The sequence below is a fragment of the Paenibacillus mucilaginosus 3016 genome, from assembly GCF_000250655.1.
In the GTDB taxonomy this organism is placed as follows: domain Bacteria; phylum Bacillota; class Bacilli; order Paenibacillales; family NBRC-103111; genus Paenibacillus_G; species Paenibacillus_G mucilaginosus.
The window spans coordinates 6569621-6589126 of sequence record NC_016935.1 but is presented as its reverse complement, the minus strand read 5'-3'; the positions used below and the strand labels follow the sequence as shown (position 1 = coordinate 6589126).

The 19506-nt window shown below is 59.2% G+C and carries 18 protein-coding genes and 3 pseudogenes; 20 read left to right on the top strand and 1 reads right to left on the bottom strand.

Translation table 11 applies throughout. The features are described 5' to 3' along the window. Positions 1 to 2 precede the first annotated feature (2 nt). Positions 3 to 2207 carry a stalk domain-containing protein gene (locus tag PM3016_RS27230; protein ID WP_014371666.1) on the top strand — a complete coding sequence of 735 codons (2205 nt, stop codon included), beginning with the start codon at positions 3 to 5 and terminating at the stop codon, positions 2205 to 2207. 348 nt (positions 2208 to 2555) lie between these two features. Here the strand turns inward: PM3016_RS27230 and PM3016_RS27225 are convergent, their stop codons facing one another. Then, a complete protein-coding gene (locus tag PM3016_RS27225) occupies positions 2556 to 4487 on the bottom strand; it encodes an FAD-dependent oxidoreductase (RefSeq protein ID WP_013917817.1) in 1932 nt (643 codons plus the stop codon). A 331-nt stretch (positions 4488 to 4818) separates the two neighbouring features. On the opposite strand from PM3016_RS27225, the gene PM3016_RS27220 reads away from it, so the two are divergent. The 19 genes and pseudogenes from PM3016_RS27220 (at position 4819) to PM3016_RS27140 (ending at position 19505) form a co-directional block, all read left to right on the top strand. Further along, the gene (locus PM3016_RS27220; protein WP_013917816.1) at positions 4819 to 5160 is read left to right on the top strand and encodes a histidine triad nucleotide-binding protein; all 342 of its coding nucleotides are present in this window, start codon (positions 4819 to 4821) and stop codon (positions 5158 to 5160) included. Positions 5161 to 5273: 113 nt separating this feature from the next. Then, positions 5274 to 5447, top strand: a complete 174-nt coding sequence (rpsU, locus tag PM3016_RS27215) for a 30S ribosomal protein S21 (protein ID WP_010491812.1) — start codon at positions 5274 to 5276, stop codon at positions 5445 to 5447. A 14-nt stretch (positions 5448 to 5461) separates the two neighbouring features. After that, on the top strand, positions 5462 to 5905 hold the full coding sequence (locus tag PM3016_RS27210; protein WP_013917815.1) for a GatB/YqeY domain-containing protein: 444 nt from the start codon (positions 5462 to 5464) through the stop codon (positions 5903 to 5905). A 132-nt stretch (positions 5906 to 6037) separates the two neighbouring features. Continuing rightward, positions 6038 to 7442, top strand: a pseudogene (locus tag PM3016_RS27205) (NfeD family protein). Between the two features lie 27 nt (positions 7443 to 7469). After that, entirely contained in the window at positions 7470 to 8462 is a 993-nt protein-coding gene (floA, locus tag PM3016_RS27200; protein WP_013917813.1) for a flotillin-like protein FloA, read from the top strand. Positions 8463 to 8496: 34 nt separating this feature from the next. After that, positions 8497 to 8862: a hypothetical protein gene (locus PM3016_RS27195; RefSeq protein ID WP_014371665.1), complete on the top strand. Its 366-nt coding sequence runs from the start codon at positions 8497 to 8499 to the stop codon at positions 8860 to 8862. A 280-nt stretch (positions 8863 to 9142) separates the two neighbouring features. After that, positions 9143 to 9421, top strand: a complete 279-nt coding sequence (gene yqfC / locus PM3016_RS27190; protein WP_013917812.1) for a sporulation protein YqfC — start codon at positions 9143 to 9145, stop codon at positions 9419 to 9421. A 21-nt stretch (positions 9422 to 9442) separates the two neighbouring features. Then, positions 9443 to 9526: pseudogene (locus PM3016_RS41480) on the top strand (hypothetical protein); the annotation flags it as partial. 61 nt (positions 9527 to 9587) lie between these two features. Continuing rightward, positions 9588 to 10643 (top strand): sporulation protein YqfD, encoded by a 1056-nt coding sequence (gene yqfD, locus PM3016_RS27185; protein WP_337999642.1) that lies wholly within the window; start codon positions 9588 to 9590, stop codon positions 10641 to 10643. Between the two features lie 255 nt (positions 10644 to 10898). Then, complete coding sequence (locus tag PM3016_RS27180; protein ID WP_013917810.1) at positions 10899 to 11861, top strand: PhoH family protein; 963 nt, start codon at positions 10899 to 10901, stop codon at positions 11859 to 11861. Positions 11862 to 11881: 20 nt separating this feature from the next. Then, positions 11882 to 14148, top strand: a pseudogene (locus tag PM3016_RS27175) (HD family phosphohydrolase). After that, complete coding sequence (gene ybeY / locus PM3016_RS27170) at positions 14145 to 14714, top strand: rRNA maturation RNase YbeY (protein ID WP_013917808.1); 570 nt, start codon at positions 14145 to 14147, stop codon at positions 14712 to 14714. The pseudogene PM3016_RS27175 and the gene ybeY overlap by 4 nt, the downstream one beginning before the upstream one ends. Continuing rightward, positions 14711 to 15412 carry a diacylglycerol kinase gene (locus PM3016_RS27165; RefSeq protein ID WP_013917807.1) on the top strand — a complete coding sequence of 234 codons (702 nt, stop codon included), beginning with the start codon at positions 14711 to 14713 and terminating at the stop codon, positions 15410 to 15412. The genes ybeY and PM3016_RS27165 overlap by 4 nt, the downstream gene beginning before the upstream one ends. Positions 15413 to 15450: 38 nt before the next feature. Further along, positions 15451 to 15867, top strand: coding sequence for a cytidine deaminase (cdd, locus tag PM3016_RS27160; RefSeq protein ID WP_013917806.1), 417 nt, complete (start codon positions 15451 to 15453; stop codon positions 15865 to 15867). Beyond that, positions 15864 to 16775 (top strand): GTPase Era, encoded by a 912-nt coding sequence (gene era, locus PM3016_RS27155; protein ID WP_014371663.1) that lies wholly within the window; start codon positions 15864 to 15866, stop codon positions 16773 to 16775. Before cdd ends, era begins: the two co-directional genes overlap by 4 nt. A 157-nt stretch (positions 16776 to 16932) precedes the next feature. Beyond that, positions 16933 to 17076, top strand: a complete 144-nt coding sequence (locus tag PM3016_RS37615) for a YqzL family protein (RefSeq protein WP_013917804.1) — start codon at positions 16933 to 16935, stop codon at positions 17074 to 17076. Positions 17077 to 17111: 35 nt separating this feature from the next. Next, positions 17112 to 17858 carry a DNA repair protein RecO gene (gene recO / locus PM3016_RS27150; protein ID WP_014371662.1) on the top strand — a complete coding sequence of 249 codons (747 nt, stop codon included), beginning with the start codon at positions 17112 to 17114 and terminating at the stop codon, positions 17856 to 17858. Positions 17859 to 18139: 281 nt separating this feature from the next. Next, on the top strand, positions 18140 to 18952 hold the full coding sequence (locus PM3016_RS27145) for a pyruvate, water dikinase regulatory protein (RefSeq protein WP_013917801.1): 813 nt from the start codon (positions 18140 to 18142) through the stop codon (positions 18950 to 18952). A gap of 91 nt (positions 18953 to 19043) precedes the next feature. Beyond that, complete coding sequence (locus PM3016_RS27140) at positions 19044 to 19505, top strand: YaiI/YqxD family protein (RefSeq protein WP_013917800.1); 462 nt, start codon at positions 19044 to 19046, stop codon at positions 19503 to 19505. The last annotated feature ends 1 nt before the right edge of the window (position 19506 follow it).

The following is a 19506-nucleotide window of genomic DNA, read 5'->3' as shown; positions in this document are numbered from 1 at the left end:
ATATGCCACAGATGCATTCGCTGCCGGAGAGGCCGGCTGCGCCTGTCGGGCGCGGCGGCCGTCCGGCTTTTCGTATAGGGAAGAAGAAGATGGGCATGGCAGGGCTTCGGCTTCTGCTCGCATCGGCCATAGCGGGGACGGCGATTTTCGGAATCGGGGCGCCGGTACAGGCGGATGCGATCTGGAACCGCTGGCAGGCCGCCGATAAGGCGGTGGCCCAGGGGAAGCCGGCGGAGGCGGTTCCGCACTGGACCTTCCTGACGGATCACTATGCATCGATCGGCGACTGGCAGAATGCCGCGCTGTTTGCCGGCCGTCTCAACCAATACTTCGACAAGGCCGGCGAGTATGACCAGGCGATCCGCTACTATGAGCTGGAGAACCAGTACTGGCTCAAAGCGGGCAAAGACTGGGGCGCGGTGGACCTGCAGCGTGCGGAGCAGATCCGCACGACCGTAGAAGCCTATATCCGCATCGCGGATGAGGAAGTGCTGATGCGTCAGGCCCAGCCGCCGGGAGGCAAGCTGGAGAAATTCGAGCCGGCGTACGGCACGTATATCGGAATGTATACGGAGCGCGATCCGCAGATGCACAATTATTTTGACCGCTCCGAGCAGTTTTATAACAAGAAGCATGCACTCTATCTGGCCTATGCGCCGGTGAACGCGACCTTCCCGAAGCAGTATGCGGTCAGAGCCAAGCAGGCCGGTGCCGCACTGCAGATCGGGTGGGAGCCGTCGGGGGGGCTTGACTCCGTGACGGAAGAGACCGTGCGCTCCTGGGCGCGCGGAGCCAAGGAAGCGGGCGTACCGATTTTCCTGCGCTATGCCAGTGAGATGAACGGTCCGTGGGTAATCTGGCACGGAGATCCGCAGAAGTATATCGCGAAGTTCCGTATGGTGCATGACATCATGGCGGAGGAAGCGCCGAATGTCGCCATGGTGTGGAGTCCGGGCGAAGTGCCGATGTATTCGATGGATGCCTATTATCCGGGGGATGCGTATGTGGACTGGGTTGGGGTGAGCACCTACAACGAGCCGTATGAGAACGGCGATCCGGCCCAGGGCAATATGCAGGCGACTTCGCCGATCGAGCGACTGGATTATTTGTACAAAACGTACGCGCACCGCAAGCCGCTGATGATCAGCGAGACGGCGGTCTCCCACTATGCGAATATTCCGAAGGAATCGTTCACCGATTACGGGCTGCTGAACCTGCAGCGGGTGTATGACATTCTCCCGGCGAAGTATCCGCGGCTGAAGTCCATCACTTATTTTAACGTCAATCTTGAGCTGACCGAATCCAAAAACAACTACCTCCTTCGGGATAACGACGCGATGATGAAGCTCTACAGCCGGCTTATTGCACCGGACCGCTTCCTGACCAAAGTAGAGAACGCGGCCGTACCGGCGGACCGGACGGGCTACGTGCCTCTCTCTTCGGAGACGCCGTTCACGCAGGGAACCCGGATCGTTCCGTTCGTCAAAATCCCCGAAGTCTACATCGGGAAGGTGGAGTATTACCTGAACGGGCAGCTGATCGATACCCAGACGGCTCCGCCGTTTGCGGTCGAGCTTGCTGCGGGCGGCGTGCCGGAAGGTTCCGTACTGAAGCTGGCCGTGTACAACCGGGACGGAGTGAAGCGCGCTGAGCGCTCGTTCGGCATCACCTCCGGAGTAGCCGTGAAGGTGGACGGCCGGGAGCTCGACTTTGAGCAGCCGCCGGTGATCCGGGACGGCAGCACGCTGACGCCGCTCCGTGCGATCTTCGAATCCATGGGCGCCGAAGTGACGTGGGATGCGGCCACGAAGACGGCCACGGCGGTCAAAGGGGGAGCGAAGGTATCCATTGCGATCGGCAGCGCCAAGGCCCAGCGCAACGGAGAGACCTTTACCCTGGAGGTGCCGGCTCAGCTTGTCAACGGCTATACGATGGTACCGGCCCGCTTCGTCTCCGAAGCCTTCGGCGCATCCGTGAAGTGGGACGGCGGCACCCGTACGGTGGATATCCGGACAGCAGGGGCGGGCGGCTCCGTGTCCGTGAAGCCGGCGGCGGATACCAAGCCCGTCATCGCTTACGAGGAAGCGAAGAGAGCTGCCGCACCGCAGCCTCCCGCGGCTCAGCCATCCGGCGAAAAGCAGGGATGGATTTCCTGGCTGAAGCAGCAGGTAGCCCGCGTAGCCGGTCTGATCGGCAGCCTGGTATAGCAAGCCTTTGGGATGCACGGCTTCCTTCATCGTATGGATCAGCTTCTGCAGCTGTACTGTGATGTGACTTATGCGAGAAGGAAGCATCAGCCAAGGCGGCGCCTCCCGGGCCAACAAACAAACTCACATGCTCCAAGAGCGCAGCCATCAGTGGTTAGGCAGCTTCCCGCTTCCGGACCGGTTCTCCGGCACCGGAAGCCCGGCCAGCCCCAACCAAACAAAAAGCTCCACGCGCGTTTCCGCCGAAGAGGCGGACAAACAAGCGTGGAGCTTTTTTGCTTTTTATGCTTATGCAGCGACCTTACCTTACTTATGGCTCATGAAATCAATTCAGGGCAGATCAACCGCCTACCGCTGCTCCGTTGCAACCGGCAGATCTTCCAGAATCGCCTTCGCCGCCAGGCGTGCACTGGAGAAGGCGCGCTCCGCAAGCTCGCCCTTGCCTTCACAGCCGTCGCCGCAGAAGTAGAACGGCACGTTCTCAACGCGGACCGGCAGCAGCTTGTTGGTGGCGATGTTCTTGACCGAGGCCACCATCGCTTTCTTCGAGACGCGCTTGACCTCCGTCGCTTCGCGCCAGCCCGGGTAATACTGGTCGAAGAGGGCTTCCATCTGCTTCGTCTTGTCGTCGAGGTAGGCCTTGCGCTCCGCGTCGTCTTCGAACTTGTCGCTGAGGTATGCGATCCCCTGCAGCAGCTGTCCGCCCGGAGGAACGAGGGTATGGTCGGTGGCGGATACGTCGCTGATGAACAGCTTGTTGTCCATGTCGCTGATGTAGCTGAACGGGCGGGCGACCACGTGCTTCAGACCGATATCGTAGACCATGACTTCGGTCGCCGTATTGTCCTCGTAGGAGGCCAGGAACGGTTCCCAAGGCGTACCCTTCAGCAGTTTGACGACCTGCTGGACCGGCATCGCGAAGATCACCCGGTCGAACGCTTCCTCGCGGGTCTTGGTCGCCAGCACGAACTTGCGGTCCGCATAGCGGATGCTGTCCACGCCTTCCTGAATCGCAATGTCCCAGCGTCCGCCGAGCGCGATCTTCTGCTTGAGCTGGTTCGTGATGACCGCCCAGCTGCCGAGGATATAGTTCACGGGGCGCATGGACAGGAACAGGTTATGATAATATTCGCTGATGACGGCGCCGGGCACCTTGCGGGCTTCTTCCGGTGCAATGAAGAAGTTGGAGCAGACGAGATGCTCCCACAGCTCCTTGACGTCTTCGTCGGCATCCGATTGGGCCAGATAGTCACCTAGCGTTTCGTAATTGCGCAGCGTATGAATGTTCGCGATAATGGCCGTAATCTCTCCGACGAACCGCATCTTCTGCATCGGATTGAGCAGGTCGGTTCTCATCAGGTTGACAAAATCGAGTGGAGCCGGCGTAAGCTCGCCGTGCTTGGCGTACATGACTCTGCGCTTGTCGACCTGCTTGGAGCTGAACGACATGCCGAGCTCGCGCTCCATCTCGCTGAGGGAATGCCGGTCGATGCCGTAGACGGCGTGGGCGCCGTAGTTCAGCGTGAAGCCCGCTTTCTCGTACGTAAAGGCCCTTCCGCCCAGCTGCGGGCTGCGCTCGAAGAGAATTCCCTCCACACCGGGGTGTTCAGACAAATAGGCGGCTGCGGTCAAGCCCGCAAGCCCTCCACCAATAACGGCCACTCTCATAACTTGTTCTCCCTTTCGCTCTGGTTCTGTCCACACGGGGCCTTCCCCCGTGCGGCTGCGGATCCCGTGCCATGCCCAGGCAAGCCCTTCCTGCATCCGGGCAGGCAGCGGCGGTCCATCTTCTTCTTCAGCCGCGCACCATTCGATCAGTATGCCGAAATATACGGTGACAAGCATGTGTGCTCTTCCGTAATCCGGCAGCCAGCGCTGCAGACTTTCGTGCAGGTGGCGTCTCCACTCCTCCATGGCGGTCTTCAGCCCTTCGTTCTGAAGGGACAGGGCCAGCCAGCTGCGGATCAGCCGGGGGGAGGCGCTGGCGGCTTCCGCGAGATCGAGCATCAGCCGGTTCACATGGCTTTCGAGCGACTGGACCTCCGACGGCTTGCGGGCGGACCAGGCCTCGATAATCTCGGTTTGTTTGCGCGGAATTTCTCTTAAGATTTCATCTTTGCCTTTAAAGTAATGATAAAAGGTGCCCTTCGAGGTACGGGTGGCCGCGATGATGTCATCCACGGAAACCTGTTCGTACCCTTTTTCGATGAAGAGCTGAAGGGCCACTTCCATGAGATAGTCTCGCTTCTTCCGCGTCGCTGCGCGCATGAAACGGTTCAAGGGGGTTCCTCCTTCGAAGACCGGCAGCCGGTCTTGCGCGGTGCTGACTCTAGTATATTCTATTTTTAGACTGTTAGTCTATATCCGAACCGCCCAATGTTGAAATACAGGGTGCGCAGGCCGCGGATGAGCGGGGCTGCAGCCCTGTTTTTGTGCTTCCCGGAACCTTGAAAACGATTTTATAAGAGCAATCCAAACGGCGGCCGCAGAGCCGGGGATCAGAAGCCATACCCACAGTCTGTTTTTATTATCGGCACCGTGATTTTCTTTTTTCACATTTTCAGGTATAGTTGAGGAGATAAGGCATACTGAAGATGAGGAGGCCCCCGAAGTGGATTGCATTTTTTGTAAAATCGTTGAAGGCACCATTCCTTCCAAGAAGGTGTTCGAGAACGAGCAGGTCGTCGCATTTCACGACATCCAGCCTGCAGCGCCAGTACATATTCTCATCATCCCCAAGAAGCACATGGCGTCGATGAACGACGTGCAGGAAGGGGATTGGGCTCTCCTGGGCGAAGTGCAGCGTGCGGCCCAGACGATCGCGAGAGAGCAGGGGGTAGCGGAATCGGGGTATCGTCTTGTCAACAACTGCGGGAAAGATGCCGGCCAGGTCGTGTTCCATCTGCACTATCACCTGCTCGGCGGAGAGAATTTAGGACCATTGTTGGCCTGATTGCAAGAAACTTCCGCAATTGGGTTGACACCTAGAATCCCTTTCCCCTATAATGAAGTTTGATGAATGTCTTTTGTTGTCTTGGACGGTCTGTTCGGAGGGAGGGAAAACTGGTGTCAGAAACTCGAGTTCGCAAGAACGAAACTATAGATGCTGCACTCCGCCGCTTTAAGCGTTCCATCGCTAAAGACGGCGTGTTGGCGGAGGTTAAGAAACGTAAGCACTACGAGAAGCCAAGCGTTAAGCGCAAGAAGAAGTCAGAGGCTGCTCGCAAGAGAAAGTTCTAGGAGGCTTTTAATCGATGAGCTTAAGCGACAGATTAAATGACGACATGAAGCTTGCGATGAAGAGTCAAGACAAGTTTAAACTCTCCGTAATCCGTATGGTTCGTTCGGCGATCAAGAATATCGAGATCGATACGCGCAAAACCTTAGATGACCAAGAAGTGCTTGACGTTCTGAATCGCGAGATTAAACAGCGTAAAGATTCCCTCCAAGAATTCGAAAAAGCCGGCCGGGACGATCTGGCCGAAAGCCTGAAAGCAGAAGTCGCCATTCTCATGGACTACATGCCGCAACAGCTATCTGATGAGGAAGTAAAAGCCATTGTACAGCAGACCATCCAAGAAGTGGGAGCTTCTTCAAAAGCGGATATGGGTAAGGTCATGGGCGCACTGATGCCGAAGGTAAAAGGACGGGCTGACGGAAAAGTAGTTAACAACTTCGTTCAGCAGCTCTTGTCTTAACATCAACGAAAAGCACTCCGGTTTCCGGGGTGCTTTTCTTTTTTTTCCTGGGTCTGAATCGAAAGGGCCGAACCTGCGTACTATTCGGATACAGGCGAACTGTGGTAAAAGCAGGTGTAAAGGAGGATACCCATGGAGATACGACATCGATACCGGCTTCCGCTTGCCAGGGGGATGATCTGGCTCATGGCGCTTCTGGCGGCGCTGCCTCTCTGGCTCGGATGGCACATTCCCCGTGCCGGGGCGAGCGGCGGATCGGCTTCCACCGCGCCGCGGGCTGCGCCGGTGGTGGTGATCCCCGCCCATCAAAGCGTGGAGTCGGGTCTGCAGGCGTTTCTCGAACGCGCGTTCCTTGAAGCCGAAGAGATGGGTGCGTATTATATCGTGCTCGATCTGAATACCTTCGGCGGACGGGTCGATTCGGCGCAGGCGATTGGGGAGCTCGTCAAAAACAGCAGGATCCCGACCATTGCCTACGTGCGGGGCAAAGCCCTGTCGGCTGGAAGCTACATTGCGCTGAACGCCGGCAAGATCGCCATGGAGCCGGGGCAGCTCCCTCGGGGCGGCCGCGGTGGTGGACGGTGCGGGCAATGAAGTCGAAAGCGTGAAGGTGGTCTCGGCGTGGTCCGGCATGATGAAAGCGGCTGCCGAGCTGCGGGGGCGCAATCCGGCGATCGCCGAAGCGATGGTCGACAAGCAGGCCGGCGTGAATCTGCCGGAGCTGGGGCGGACGGTCCCCAAGGGACAGATCGTGACACTGACGGCGGACGAAGCCGTCAAGGTAGGCTATGCCGAGACGGTGGCGCCCGATATGGAGGCGGTGATCTCGTTTATCGGAGGAGCGGACCATCCCCGCGTGGACGTGGGGGCCACCCCGGCCGAACGGGTGGCGAGGTTCGTCACCGAGCCCTGGGTCGCTTCGCTGCTTTTGATCATAGGCATTGCAGGCATTCTGATCGAGCTGTTCATTCCGGGCTTCGGCATCCCGGGCATCCTGGGCCTGCTGGGATTCGGCCTCTATTTCTTCGGGCATTATATTGCGGGGTTTGCCGGTTTCGAGGAGCTGGCGCTCTTTGCGGCCGGTATCCTGCTGCTCGTGACCGAAATCTTCGTGTCCTCGTTCGGCATTCTGGGCCTGCTGGGCGCCGGCGCCCTGTTCAGCGGTGTGGTTATGGCCGCTTACAATACGCAGCAGGCCGCCTTGAATCTGGCTGTCGCGTCGGTCGTCGCGCTGATTGCGGCCGGGGCCGTCATCTGGATGTTCCGCCGCCGGGGCGTATGGAACCGGTTTATTCTGAGCGACCGGCTGACGACGGATGAAGGCTATGTTTCCTCCCGGGAGCGCCGTGATCTCATCGGCACCACCGGACGCTCGCTCACCCCGCTGAGACCGGCAGGAACGGCCCAGTTCGGGGAGGAGAGGGTGGATGTCGTGACTTCCGGGCAGTTCATCCCTGCAGGCAGCAGGGTCGTTGTGACGCAGGTGGAAGGCTCCCGGGTGGTAGTGAAAGAACAAAGGGATGCTCATCAGAGCTGAGCAGGCCTAATTTAAGGAGGATCTCGAATGGACGGTTCATTAATTACGGTGCTGCTGCTTGCCGCCCTGGCGGTCATTGCGCTTTCGGTGTTCTTTACCTTCGTGCCGGTCATGCTGTGGATTTCGGCGCTGGCTTCCGGTGTGCGGGTCGGGATTATTACGCTGGTCGCCATGCGTCTGCGCCGGGTGATCCCGAGCCGGATCGTCAATCCGATGATCAAGGCGACGAAAGCAGGGCTGGGGCTTACGATCAATCAGCTTGAGAGCCATTTTCTCGCAGGCGGTAACGTTGACCGGGTGGTGAACGCCTTGATTGCGGCCCACCGGGCGAATATTCACCTGGAATTCGAGCGGGCGGCGGCAATCGACCTGGCGGGCCGGGATGTGCTCCAGGCAGTGCAGATGAGCGTCAATCCGAAGGTGATCGAGACCCCGACCGTATCAGCCGTGGCGAAGGACGGGATCGAGGTCAAGGTTATTGCCCGGGTGACCGTGCGCGCCAACATCGAGCGCCTCGTCGGGGGCGCCGGAGAAGAGACGATTATCGCCCGCGTAGGCGAAGGGATCGTCACTACAGTAGGCTCGGCGGGGTCGCATAAGGAAGTGCTGGAGAATCCCGACCTGATCTCCCGGACGGTGCTGGGCAAAGGGCTGGACGCCGGAACGGCCTTTGAGATTCTGTCGATCGATATCGCCGATGTGGACGTAGGCAAAAATATCGGGGCGCACCTGCAGACCGAGCAGGCGGAAGCCGACAAGCGGATCGCCCAGGCGAAGGCGGAAGAGCGCCGGGCGATGGCCGTAGCGCAGGAGCAGGAGATGAAGGCGCGCGTCGTCGAGATGAAGGCAAAGGTTGTAGAGGCGGAGTCCGAGGTGCCGCTGGCGATGGCCGAAGCGCTGCGGGACGGCAAGATGGGCGTAATGGATTATATGAATCTCAAAAATATCGACGCGGATACCCAGATGCGCTCGAACCTCGGCCGGATGAATGAGCCGGGGAAAGACGGGGAAGACGCGTAAATCCGCAGTCCTTACGAAAAAGGAGTGATGCGGGATGAAGTTTGTGGAATTCCTGCTGAGCAACTGGTTTATTCTTGTGATCGGCTACATCCTTGTGACGTCCTTCCTGCGTAAAGCCCGCGGGTGCGGCGGGGAGGAACAGCCGCCGAGAAGGGCCATGCCGCCGTTCGGGGGCGGAGGCGAGGGCGGCTGGCCGACGCGGCCGGCGGCGCCTCCGGCAGCCCGGCCCGCAGAGCGTCCCAGCGGCGGCGGAGCGCCCTTCCGCCGCCGCTGGGGAGGCTGGCGCCAAGCCGCTGCGGCTGAGGCCGCAGGATGCCGCACAGGGCCTCCTGTGGGCCGAGGTTCTCGGCCCTCCGCGGGCCAAGCGGCCCTACCGGCGCTAAGCGCCCTGACATCGTGAGCCCTGCACCGACCGGATGATCCGGCCGGTGCAGGGCTCTTTGTGCTGCCCCTGCGGGCATGCCGGCCCGGTTTTTACTGTCCCGGGGCCTTGGGAAAGGGGCGGGGCTGCGGCATATTTTTGTACTGCGGGCATATGGTGTAAATAGCCCCGGTAGCTGTGTTCGGAAGAAGCCGGGCAGGATTAGCCGTCTACAGGCAGCTGCCATGACAGGCCTGGTGCCCTGTAGGCTTTTGAAGTCGTTTTCCCTAACGGGAAATCGTGGAGGAGGAGGTTACCCATGCGCTCTCTGACCCGCCGGCTCAATCAATTTACCGCCAAACTGCTCGACCTGCCTCAAGACGTGGTCATGGACCTCCCCCGCATGACGATGATCGGCAACATGCAGCTGTACATCGAGAATCACCGCGGGGTGCTGCATTTTTCAAGTGACTTGCTGAAGCTGGCTCTCTCCAAGGGGAGGCTCGAGGTATACGGATCCGGGCTGGTGATCCGCGCGATCCTGTCGGAAGAAGTGTTCGTTGAAGGCGTCATTCAGGATATCAAATATATTCCGTAAGGCGGAAAGGGGCAGTCGGCCGTGAAAACTTCGATAGTGCAGCGCATACGCGGGTTTGTGGTGGTGGAAGTCAGGGGGAGGCAGCTCGAGAGGCTGCTGAACCGCATGACCGAGCGGCGGATGTCCATGTGGGACATCCGGATTACGGCGGAGCGATCAGGCGTCGCTGTGCCTGCCGCTGCCGGATTTTTTCCGCCTTCGGTCGACAAGAGAAGGAGACGAGGCTGCTCGGGTGCGTGTCCGCCGGAGGCAGGGGCTTCCGTTTCTGCTGGACAAGCTGGAGCGGCGGAAGTTTTTTGCCTTCGGGCTGCTCGGCTTCATGATCGGCGTGTATTTGCTGTCTTCCATGGTTTGGAAAGTGAGCGTGGAGGGTAATGAGAGAATCCAGACCGATCAAATCCTGACGGCGGCCAAAGCGCAGGGCATCCGGCCGATGCAGTGGAAGTTTAAGCTCAAGGAGCCTGTGGAGCTCTCGAGAGGCCTGCAGGGACAGCTGCCGGGCGCCTCGTGGGTCGGCGTGGAGATCCAGGGCACCCACGTCATCATCAAGGTGGTGGAGGCGACGATCCCGGAGCCGAAGGCGCTGATGAACCCGAGGCATCTCGTCGCTTCGAAGAATGCGATGGTCACCCAGATCTTCGCGGAGAAGGGGCGTCCGGCCGTCAAAGTCAATACGTATGTGCGAAAAGGGGACATCCTCATCTCCGGGCTCCTCGGGGACGAAACGAAACAGCAGACCGTGGTCGCCTCCGGGAAGGTGAAGGGGCTTGTATGGTACAAGCCGACCGTGGAGGTGCCGCTGACGCAGCGCTACAAGGTCTACACCGGCGAGACCAAGACGCGCAGCTACCTCGTGCTGGGGAACCGCGGCATCCAGGTGTACGGCTACGGCAAGCTGCCCTTCGAAGCATATGAGACGATCCCCGATCGCCAGACGCTCTCGTGGCGCAATTTCATCCTTCCGGTCGGGTGGCTGAAGGAGAAGCTGATGGAGGTCCGGTATGTCGAGCAGCCGGTCGATCCGAAGGAGGCTGCGGCCATCGGACTGGAGCAGGCGAAGGGCCAAATTCTCGCGGAAGCCGGGCCGGAAGCGCGCGTCGTGGGCGAAAAAATTTTGCATGAAAAGGCGGAGAATGGTAAAGTTTATATGGAAGTACATCTCGAAGTGGAAGAGCTTATTGCGGCCGAACAGCCCATCGTGGCCGGGCCGATCGTACCATAACCAATACAGCGAAGAGGTTTCGGACTCTTGAGGCTCCTTTATGCAGAGGGCGCAGCGAAGTCGCAGGGAGCTGTGCAGCCGGAGAGTTTACGTGCCGCCTTTGAATTCGAATTCTTACCCTGCTTCCGGTATGATATAAGAATTCGAATTCAAGAGCGGCCGCAGGCTGCAGCCGCACCCGAAGACGCAGCGTCTCCCGAGGCAGAACGATCCTCAAGATCCGCCATAAACCCGGAGGAGAGATTACAACTGTACATGGACCAAGCGACGACCGTCAAAGTGGCACTGAAGAACCCCGCCGAAGGACAAGCCCTGTTCGGACCGCAGGACAAGTTCCTGCGCCTGATCGAAGCGGAGATCCCGGCGACCATCTATACGAGGGAAGAGGAGATCATCATCTCGGCCTCGCAGCATGACGCCGAGCGGCTCGAGCAGCTGTTCACCGTGCTGCTGGAGCTCATCCGCGGCCAGTATAACCTGACCGAGCGGGATATCCACTATGCGCTGGAGCTGGCGAAGGACATGAAGGCCGACCAGCTGCTCGACCTCTTCAAGGGCGAGATCGCAGTCACCCACAAAGGCAAGCCGATCCGCGTGAAGACGATCGGGCAGAAGCAGTATGTCTCCGAGATCAAGAAGAAGGATATCGTCTTCGGGATCGGTCCTGCCGGCACGGGCAAGACGTACATCGCCGTCGTGCTCGCCGTATCCGCCCTCAAGGAAGGCAAAGTGAAGCGGATCGTCCTGACCCGTCCGGCCGTGGAGGCGGGCGAGAGCCTCGGCTTCCTGCCCGGCGACCTCCAGGAAAAAGTTGACCCTTACCTGCGCCCATTGTATGATGCACTTAATGACGTGCTCGGGCCCGAACAGGTGCTGAAGGCGCTCGAACGCGGTCTGATCGAGATTGCGCCGCTGGCTTACATGCGGGGGAGAACGCTCGACGATTCGTTCATCATTCTTGACGAGGCGCAGAACACGACGCCGGAGCAGATGAAGATGTTCCTGACGCGGCTCGGCTTCGGCTCGAAGATGGTGATCACCGGCGACGTGACCCAGATCGACCTCCCGCGCGGCAAGTCATCGGGGCTCGTGGAAGCCAGACGCATTCTGAGCCGGGTCGAAGAGATCGGCTTCATCGTATTCGCGGAGCAGGATGTGGTGCGTCACTCCTTGGTGCAAAAAATCATCATGGCCTACAATGAGGACAAAGAAGGCTGAGGAAGGGCTGACCTTTCGTCATGAACAACCGCGTTTCCATTCAAGGCAAGTTCCAGTACCGGCTCGCCGGCTGGAAATACAGCGCCATCGTGCGCTTTCTTCTATTTCTGGCGCTGGCGCTCGTGCTGTACGGGACGCTGCTTCACCGGATTGTCCCCCAGACCTACGATATCAAGCCGGGCTCGATTGCCGAGAAGGACATTCTGGCCCCCTACGCCATACCCAATGAGGCCGCTACGAACAAAGCGAAGGACGAAGCGGCCCAGCGGGTCCAACCGGTCTACCGCATCGTCCCGCTGAAGAACGAGCAGGCCGTCGAGGCCATTTTCCAAAAGCTTCAGCAGATTAACGCGGACCCGGAAGTGGCTCCGGCCGACAAGGTCAGCATTTACAAAACGGTCATCCCGACGCTGATCCAGGATCACCTGGAGCGGCAGATGAAAACGTACTCAGGCAGCGGGCAGTACAGCGATGAACTGATGGTGGAGATGCGCAAGAGCTTCCGGGAGCAGGACTACCGGATTCCAGAGGAAGCTTACTACAAGATCCCGCGGCTGACCAAAGAAGATCTGACCGAAATGGAAGGCGTGGCGAAGGACATCGTCATCCGGATCATGAACGACCAGATTCTCGATGCGCAGGCGGCCCGCGTGAAGGTGGCGGAGCTCGTCAACGCCTCCAACCTCACCAAGAATATTGCCAGGGAGCTGGTGCAGGAGCTTGTGCGGGCGGCGCTGACCCCGAACAAGTTCTATGACCAGAAGGGAACCGAGGAAGCCAAGACCCACGCCCGCGATAACGTGAAGCAGGTCTACGTCAACAAGAACGATGTGCTCGTCGCCAAAGGCGAGAAGATCACGGACGAATTGTACCAGCGTCTTGCCGCCCTGAAGCTGCTGAAGGACAATACGAGCTACTGGCCGAACCTTGGACTCTTTTGTTTTCCATCCTCTGCTGCCTGATGCTCTATATGTTCGTTCGCCACAGCCAGCTGCCGGTGAACCAGAATAACGTTCAGCTGCTGATGCTCATTCTCATCATCGCCCTCACGGTGGCGGTCATGAAGATCTTCTCCCTGATCCAGAGCCTGGAGTACCCCTACATCGCTTACCTTGCGCCTGTAGCGGTCGGGGCGATGCTGACGACCATTCTGCTCAACGCGCAGCTGGCCGTCGTAGTGACGGTGCTGATCGGCGTGGCGGCGAGCGTCGTGTTCAACAGCGACCATGTCCAGCCGTTCGATTTTAAATACGGGCTGCTCGCGATGACGAACTCGTTCGCCGCGATCTTCTCGATCCAGCGGGCTTCGCAGCGCTCCTCGATCCTCAAGGCGGGGATCATGATCTCCCTGCTGGCGATGGCCCTGGTGGGCTCTCTGGTTCTGCTGGACGATCAGGAGACCCGGCGCAGCGCCATGTTCGCCCTGAGCTTCGCGCTCGGCGGCGGGCTGGTGACCGCCGTCTTCGTAATCGGCCTGCTGCCTTTCTTCGAGGTGGCGTTCGGGATTCTTTCGCCGCTGAAGCTCGTGGAGCTCTCGAACCCGAACCATCCGCTGCTGCGCAAGCTGCTCACGGAGACGCCGGGCACGTACCATCACAGCGTGATGGTAGGCAACCTGGCCGAAGCGGCTGCGGAGGCGATCGGGGCCGACGGGCTGCTGTGCCGGGTCGGGGCATACTACCACGACATCGGGAAGACGAAGCGGCCGAGCTACTTTATCGAGAATCAGACGAATATGGAGAATCCGCATGACCGCATCGATCCGGCGCTGAGCAAATCGATCATCGTGGCGCACGCGCGCGACGGGGTCGAGATGCTGCGGGATGCCGGCATTCCGAAGCCGATCCGCGACATCGCCGAGCAGCACCACGGCACGACGCTGCTGACGTTCTTCTACTTCAAGGCGAAGAAGCAGGCGGAGGAGAAGGGCGAGAAGCCGCCGGAGGAGCTCGAGTACCGGTACCCGGGGCCGAACGCCCAGACGAAGGAGGCGGCGATCGTCGGCATCGCGGACTGCGTTGAAGCGGCGGTGCGCTCGCTGCGCAACCCGACGGTCGAGCAGATCGATTCCATGGTCCGCAAGATCATCAAGAACCGTCTCGATGACGGCCAGTTCAACGAATGCGACCTGACGATCAAGGAGCTGGATCTGGTGGCCAAGACGCTGAACGAGGCGCTGCTCGGGATTTTCCACTCCCGTATTGAATACCCGACGGCCGAGCTGCCGGCCTCGAAGCCGGCGGCGATCGCGTCCGTCTCCGAAACCAAAGATGAGGTGAACCCATGACGCTGCAGCTATCCTGGAACAACGAGCAGGAATCATACGAAATTACACCCGAGCTGATCGGGAAACTGGAAGAACTGCTGGGTCTTGCGGGCAAGCAGGAAGGCATCACGGACGGGGAGGTCGCTCTGACCTTCGTGGACGACGAGGCGATCCGGGAGCTGAACCGCCAATACCGCGGGCTCGATAAGCCGACCGATGTTCTTTCCTTCGCCATGCTCGAGATGGGCGATGACGAAATCGAGATCATCTACGGTGATGAAGAGGAGTTCACCGACGAGGCGGACCTGCGCGACGCGCACAAGCTGGAATCCTCCGAGGAGCCTGAGGATGCCGGGGACGATGAGGGGGAAGACTTCGAAGAGCCGCTTGGCGACATCATCATCTCCGTTCCGCGCGCCATCGCCCAGGCGGAGGAATACGGCCATTCCGTCGACCGGGAGCTCGGCTTCCTGTTCGTTCACGGCTTCCTGCACCTGATCGGGTATGACCACGGCGACGAGGCGGAAGAGAAAGTCATGTTCGGCAAGCAGGAGGAGATTCTGCAGCAGGCAGGCCTGACCCGGTGAAACAGCCGGTCAAATGGCAGCGGAGCTTCCGTTACGCTTATGAAGGCGTGAAGTATGCGCTGGCGACCCAGCGGAATATGCAGTTTCACTTCGGGGCGGCGCTCTTCGTGCTCGCCTTCGCGCTGTGGTTCGGTCTTTCGAAGACCGACGTGCTGTTCATTCTGCTGGCCGTGACGCTCATGATCGTGACGGAGCTCATCAATACGGCGGTCGAAAAAGCGGTCGATTTGGCCATGCCGGACCTGCACCCCCTCGCCAAAATCGCCAAAGACGTAGCTGCAGCCTCGGTGCTCGTGACTGCGGCTTTTGCTGCGATTACGGGAATGATCGTGTTCTACGATCCCGTCGAGCGCCTGCTGCGGACGGCGCGGCTGAGCGAGACGGGCACCCTTACGGCAGGGACCGTATGGATTCTGCTGACCTTGATCGTGCTTACCGTCATTGTGGTGCAGACGAGGTTCTCGGCCAAGGGCACCTGGGTGAAGCCCAGCCTGCTCACGACGGTCGCCTTCGCGGTAGCCACGCTGATGGCCTGCAGGTCCGCCGATACGCTGGTGGCGCTGCTCGGTTATTTCCTGGCGGCCGTGCTGGTGTTCGCCCTGTACGAGAAGCAGGGAAGGAGCCTGCCCTCCCTGATCCTCGGCGCGCTGTTCGGCTCGTTTTTGACCGTGCTGGCTTTTTATCTCTATCCGTTATAAGCTATTAGGATGCTTATCCCCCGAAGGAGCGTGTTTGCATGGATCCACAAGAACTGATCCGACTGGCACAGGAAGCAAGACTGCGGGCATATACGCCTTATTCCGGGTTCAAGGTAGGGGCGGCGCTGCTCGACAGCAGCGGACACGTGCATATGGGCTGCAATGTCGAGAACGCGGCTTACGGCCCGACCAACTGCGCGGAGCGCACAGCTCTGCACCGGGCGATCGCGGACGGGGTGGCACCGCGGACCTTCGCGGCCATAGCCGTGACGGGGGATACGGCGGGACCGATCTCGCCCTGCGGCGTCTGCCGGCAGGTGCTCGTCGAGCTGTGCGCGCCGGATATGCCGGTCTACCTCTCGAATCTCAAGGGGGACGTGCAGCAAACAACGGTGTCCGCACTGCTTCCGGGGGCATTTACATCACAAGATTTGGATGGAGGAACAACAGATTGAAGTCTTCTAACAGCACCAAAGCGTTTAAATCCGGATTCGTCTCGATTATCGGGCGGCCGAACGTGGGCAAGTCGACCCTGATGAACCAGGTCATCGGCCAAAAAATCGCGATCATGTCGGATAAGCCCCAAACGACGCGCAACAAAATTCACGGGGTCTACACGACGGATGCGGCCCAGATCGTCTTCCTCGATACGCCGGGCATCCATAAGCCGACGTCGAAGCTCGGCGATTACATGATGAAGACGGCGCAGGGGACGCTTGGCGAAGTGGATGCGATCCTGTTCCTCATCGATGTGGTCGAAGGTCTCGGAGGCGGCGACCGGTTCATTATTGAACAGCTCAAAAAGGTGACGACGCCGGTCATTCTCGTCCTGAACAAGATCGACCAGGTGCAGCCCGAGAAGCTGCTCGAGGTCATCACAACTTACAAGGATCTCTACTCGTTCGCGGAGATCGTGCCCGTATCGGCCAAGAACGGCAATAATGTCGGCACGCTCCTCGAGCAGGTGATCAAGTATCTTCCGCAGGGCCCGCAGTATTACCCGGCCGACCAGATCACGGACCATCCGGAGCAGTTCGTCTGCGCCGAGCTCATCCGTGAGAAGATTCTGCATATGACCCGTGAGGAAATTCCGCACTCCATCGCCGTCTCGATCGAAGACATGAAGGTGGAGGAGAACGGCGTTGTGCATATCTCCGCCGTGATCTTCGTCGAGCGCGACTCCCAGAAGGGGATCATCATCGGCAAGAAGGGCGCCCTCCTGAAGGAAGTGGGCCGCCAGGCGAGAGGCGACATCGAGCGGCTGCTCGGCTCCAAGACGTTCCTGGAGCTGTGGGTCAAGGTCAAGAAGGACTGGCGCAACCAGGAGCGGATCCTGAAGGATCTGGGCTTCCGGGGCGACTGATTTGGGCGGGAAGCCTTGTTTCATCCCAGTGGAAAACGTGTAATGAGAGAGCATACATGCCAGTTTTTGTGCGGGCATACTTCGGGATCGATCGATCCATCCTAAACTCATTAACAGGTATTGTAATCGACATGTCACCACTGGGGAGGATGAGACCATGAAGGATTTTTCGTGGAAGTATTTTTCAATGACCGGAGATGTGGATGCTTACCTGCTATACAAGCAATCGAACGGGGAGAACGGGGAAGAAGAGGAATTGGAAGAGGAGCCGGCCCCTGAATCCATGGAATGGATGCAGTAAGCAAGTAAGCATGGCCGCGCAGGGAGAGGCTGTTCATGCAGTACAGGGTGCAAGGGATTGTGATCCGTACGACGGATTACGGGGAAGGCAACAAAATTGTCACGCTGTTCACCCGGGAGTACGGGAAAATGGGCGTCGTCGCCCGCGGCGTGAAGAAGGTAAAGAGCCGGTACGGCTCGACCGTGCAGCTCTTTACCTTCGGTGATTATTCATTCTTCAAATCCGGAGGGCTCGGCACGCTGAATCATGCGGAGATTATCGAAGCCTTCCATAAAATCAGGGAAGATCTGCATAAGGCCGCCCACGCCTCCTATCTTGCGGAACTGACGGACCGGATGATGGGGGATCAGGAAGGGGAGCCTTTTTTGTTCGACCAAATGAAGGCCAGCCTTCAGGCCATCCAGGAAGACAAGGACCTGCAGATCATCGGCCATCTCTATGAGATGAAGATGCTGATGCATGCAGGCTACCAGCCGGAGCTTGAGCAGTGCGTCGTATGCGGACAGGCGGCCGAGCCCGCCGTCTTCAGCATCGGACTCGGCGGGATGATGTGCGAGCGCTGCAGACTCCGCGACCCGCAGGCGTTCCCGCTGACGCCGGGCGTGTACAAGCTGCTGAGGCTGTTCGTCCGGATGGATGTGCGGCGTCTCGGCCAGATCGATGTCAAGCCGCAGACCAAGACGCTGCTCAAAGAGATGATGCGCGCTTACTTTGACCAGCATGTCGGCCTCCGCCTCAAATCGCGCGACTTCCTCGATCAGATGGACAAATACGGGGTATAGACGCGGAGCGGGCCGTTTTAATAAAATTGACATGTTTTTGCGTCCGTGATATTATAATGTGATACACACCCAGAGGGATTTTCTCGTTCGCAGGTCTGTTTTCAGGCTGTGGAGCGGGATTTTTTGTTGTTATGGGGGCGACACTAGAGGAAGAAGGGATGAAGCCCCGCACAGGCGGCTCTCTCCTGAAACATTTCCAGTCGCACTTTCGTAGTAATACTAGAGAGGGTATAGAAGGAAAAGGCTGGAAGGGAAGCCGTAAGAAAGAGGAGGGGGCGCACATGGAAGCAGTGCATAAACCGGTCGTGTTCGTGGTATCCGATTCGGCCGGAGATACCGGGGAGGCGGTCGTCCGCGCCGCCGCCGTCCAGTTCGAGCCCCAGCAGGTGGAGATCCGCCGGGTCCCGTTCATCGGGGACATCTCGGATATCGACCGTGTCGTCCGCTCGGTGCTCGAGCGCAGCGGCGTCATTGTATTCACACTTGTTATTCCCGAGCTGCGCGATTACCTGATCGAGCAGGCGGAGCGGTACCGCATAGAGCACATTGATCTGCTGGGACCCGTGATCAAGACGCTGGAGACCGCCCTGAAGCAGGAGTCCCGCCACCAGCCGGGGATGATCCACAAGCTGGATGAGGATTACTTCAAGAAGGTGGAAGCGGTGGAGTTTGCGGTCAAGTACGACGACGGGCGCGACTTTACCGGCATTCTTCAGGCGGATATCGTGCTGGTCGGCGTATCCCGCACATCCAAGACTCCGCTGTCGATGTACCTGGCGCACAAGAAATTCAAGGTGGCGAACGTGCCGCTCGTTCCGGAAATTGCGCCGCCCGAGCATTTGTTCAACGTATCCAAGCATAAGATTGTAGGACTGCGGATCGATCCCGTGAAGCTCAATATGATCCGGACCGAGCGCCTCAAGACGCTGGGCCTTCCGGACAGCGCGACGTATGCCAACGCGCAGCGGATCCATACCGAACTGCAGTATGCGGACAGCATTATGAAGCGCATCGGCTGCACGGTGATCGACGTATCGAACAAAGCCGTCGAGGAAACCGCCTCCGTCATTATTGACATGTACCGGTCCAGATAACGGGTTTTGAGGGGCGGAGCAGGATTTTTTATCCTTTCATCGTATATAATATTACGGTAATCCGGGGCAGCAGGCATCCGGCAGGAGTTATATGACGTATAAAATTATAGTGGACGCGGACGCTTGTCCCGTGAAGGCCGAGATCGCGGAAGCGGCCCGGAGCTTCGGTACGCCGGTCGTCATGGTCGCCTCGTTCGACCACCGGCTTCAGGCGGCGGAAGGCGTGGAGGTCGTGCAGGTGGACCGCAGCGACCAATCGGCCGATCTCTATATCGCGAACAAGATTGCCGCGGGAGACGTGCTCGTGACTCAGGACTTCGGTCTTGCGGCACTGGCGCTTGGCAAGAAGGCCATCGCCTTGTCGAACCGGGGCCAGATGTACAATGACCGTTCGATCGATTTTTTGCTGGAACGCCGGCATGAGCAGGCCAAGCAAAGGCGGGGAGGCAAGCACTCCAAAGGCCCGAGGCCGTTCACGGACGAGGACCGGCGGCACTTTCTACAAACTTTGACAAAAGTTTTGCGAAACTTGCAGGAGAATCGTCCGCAGTAGC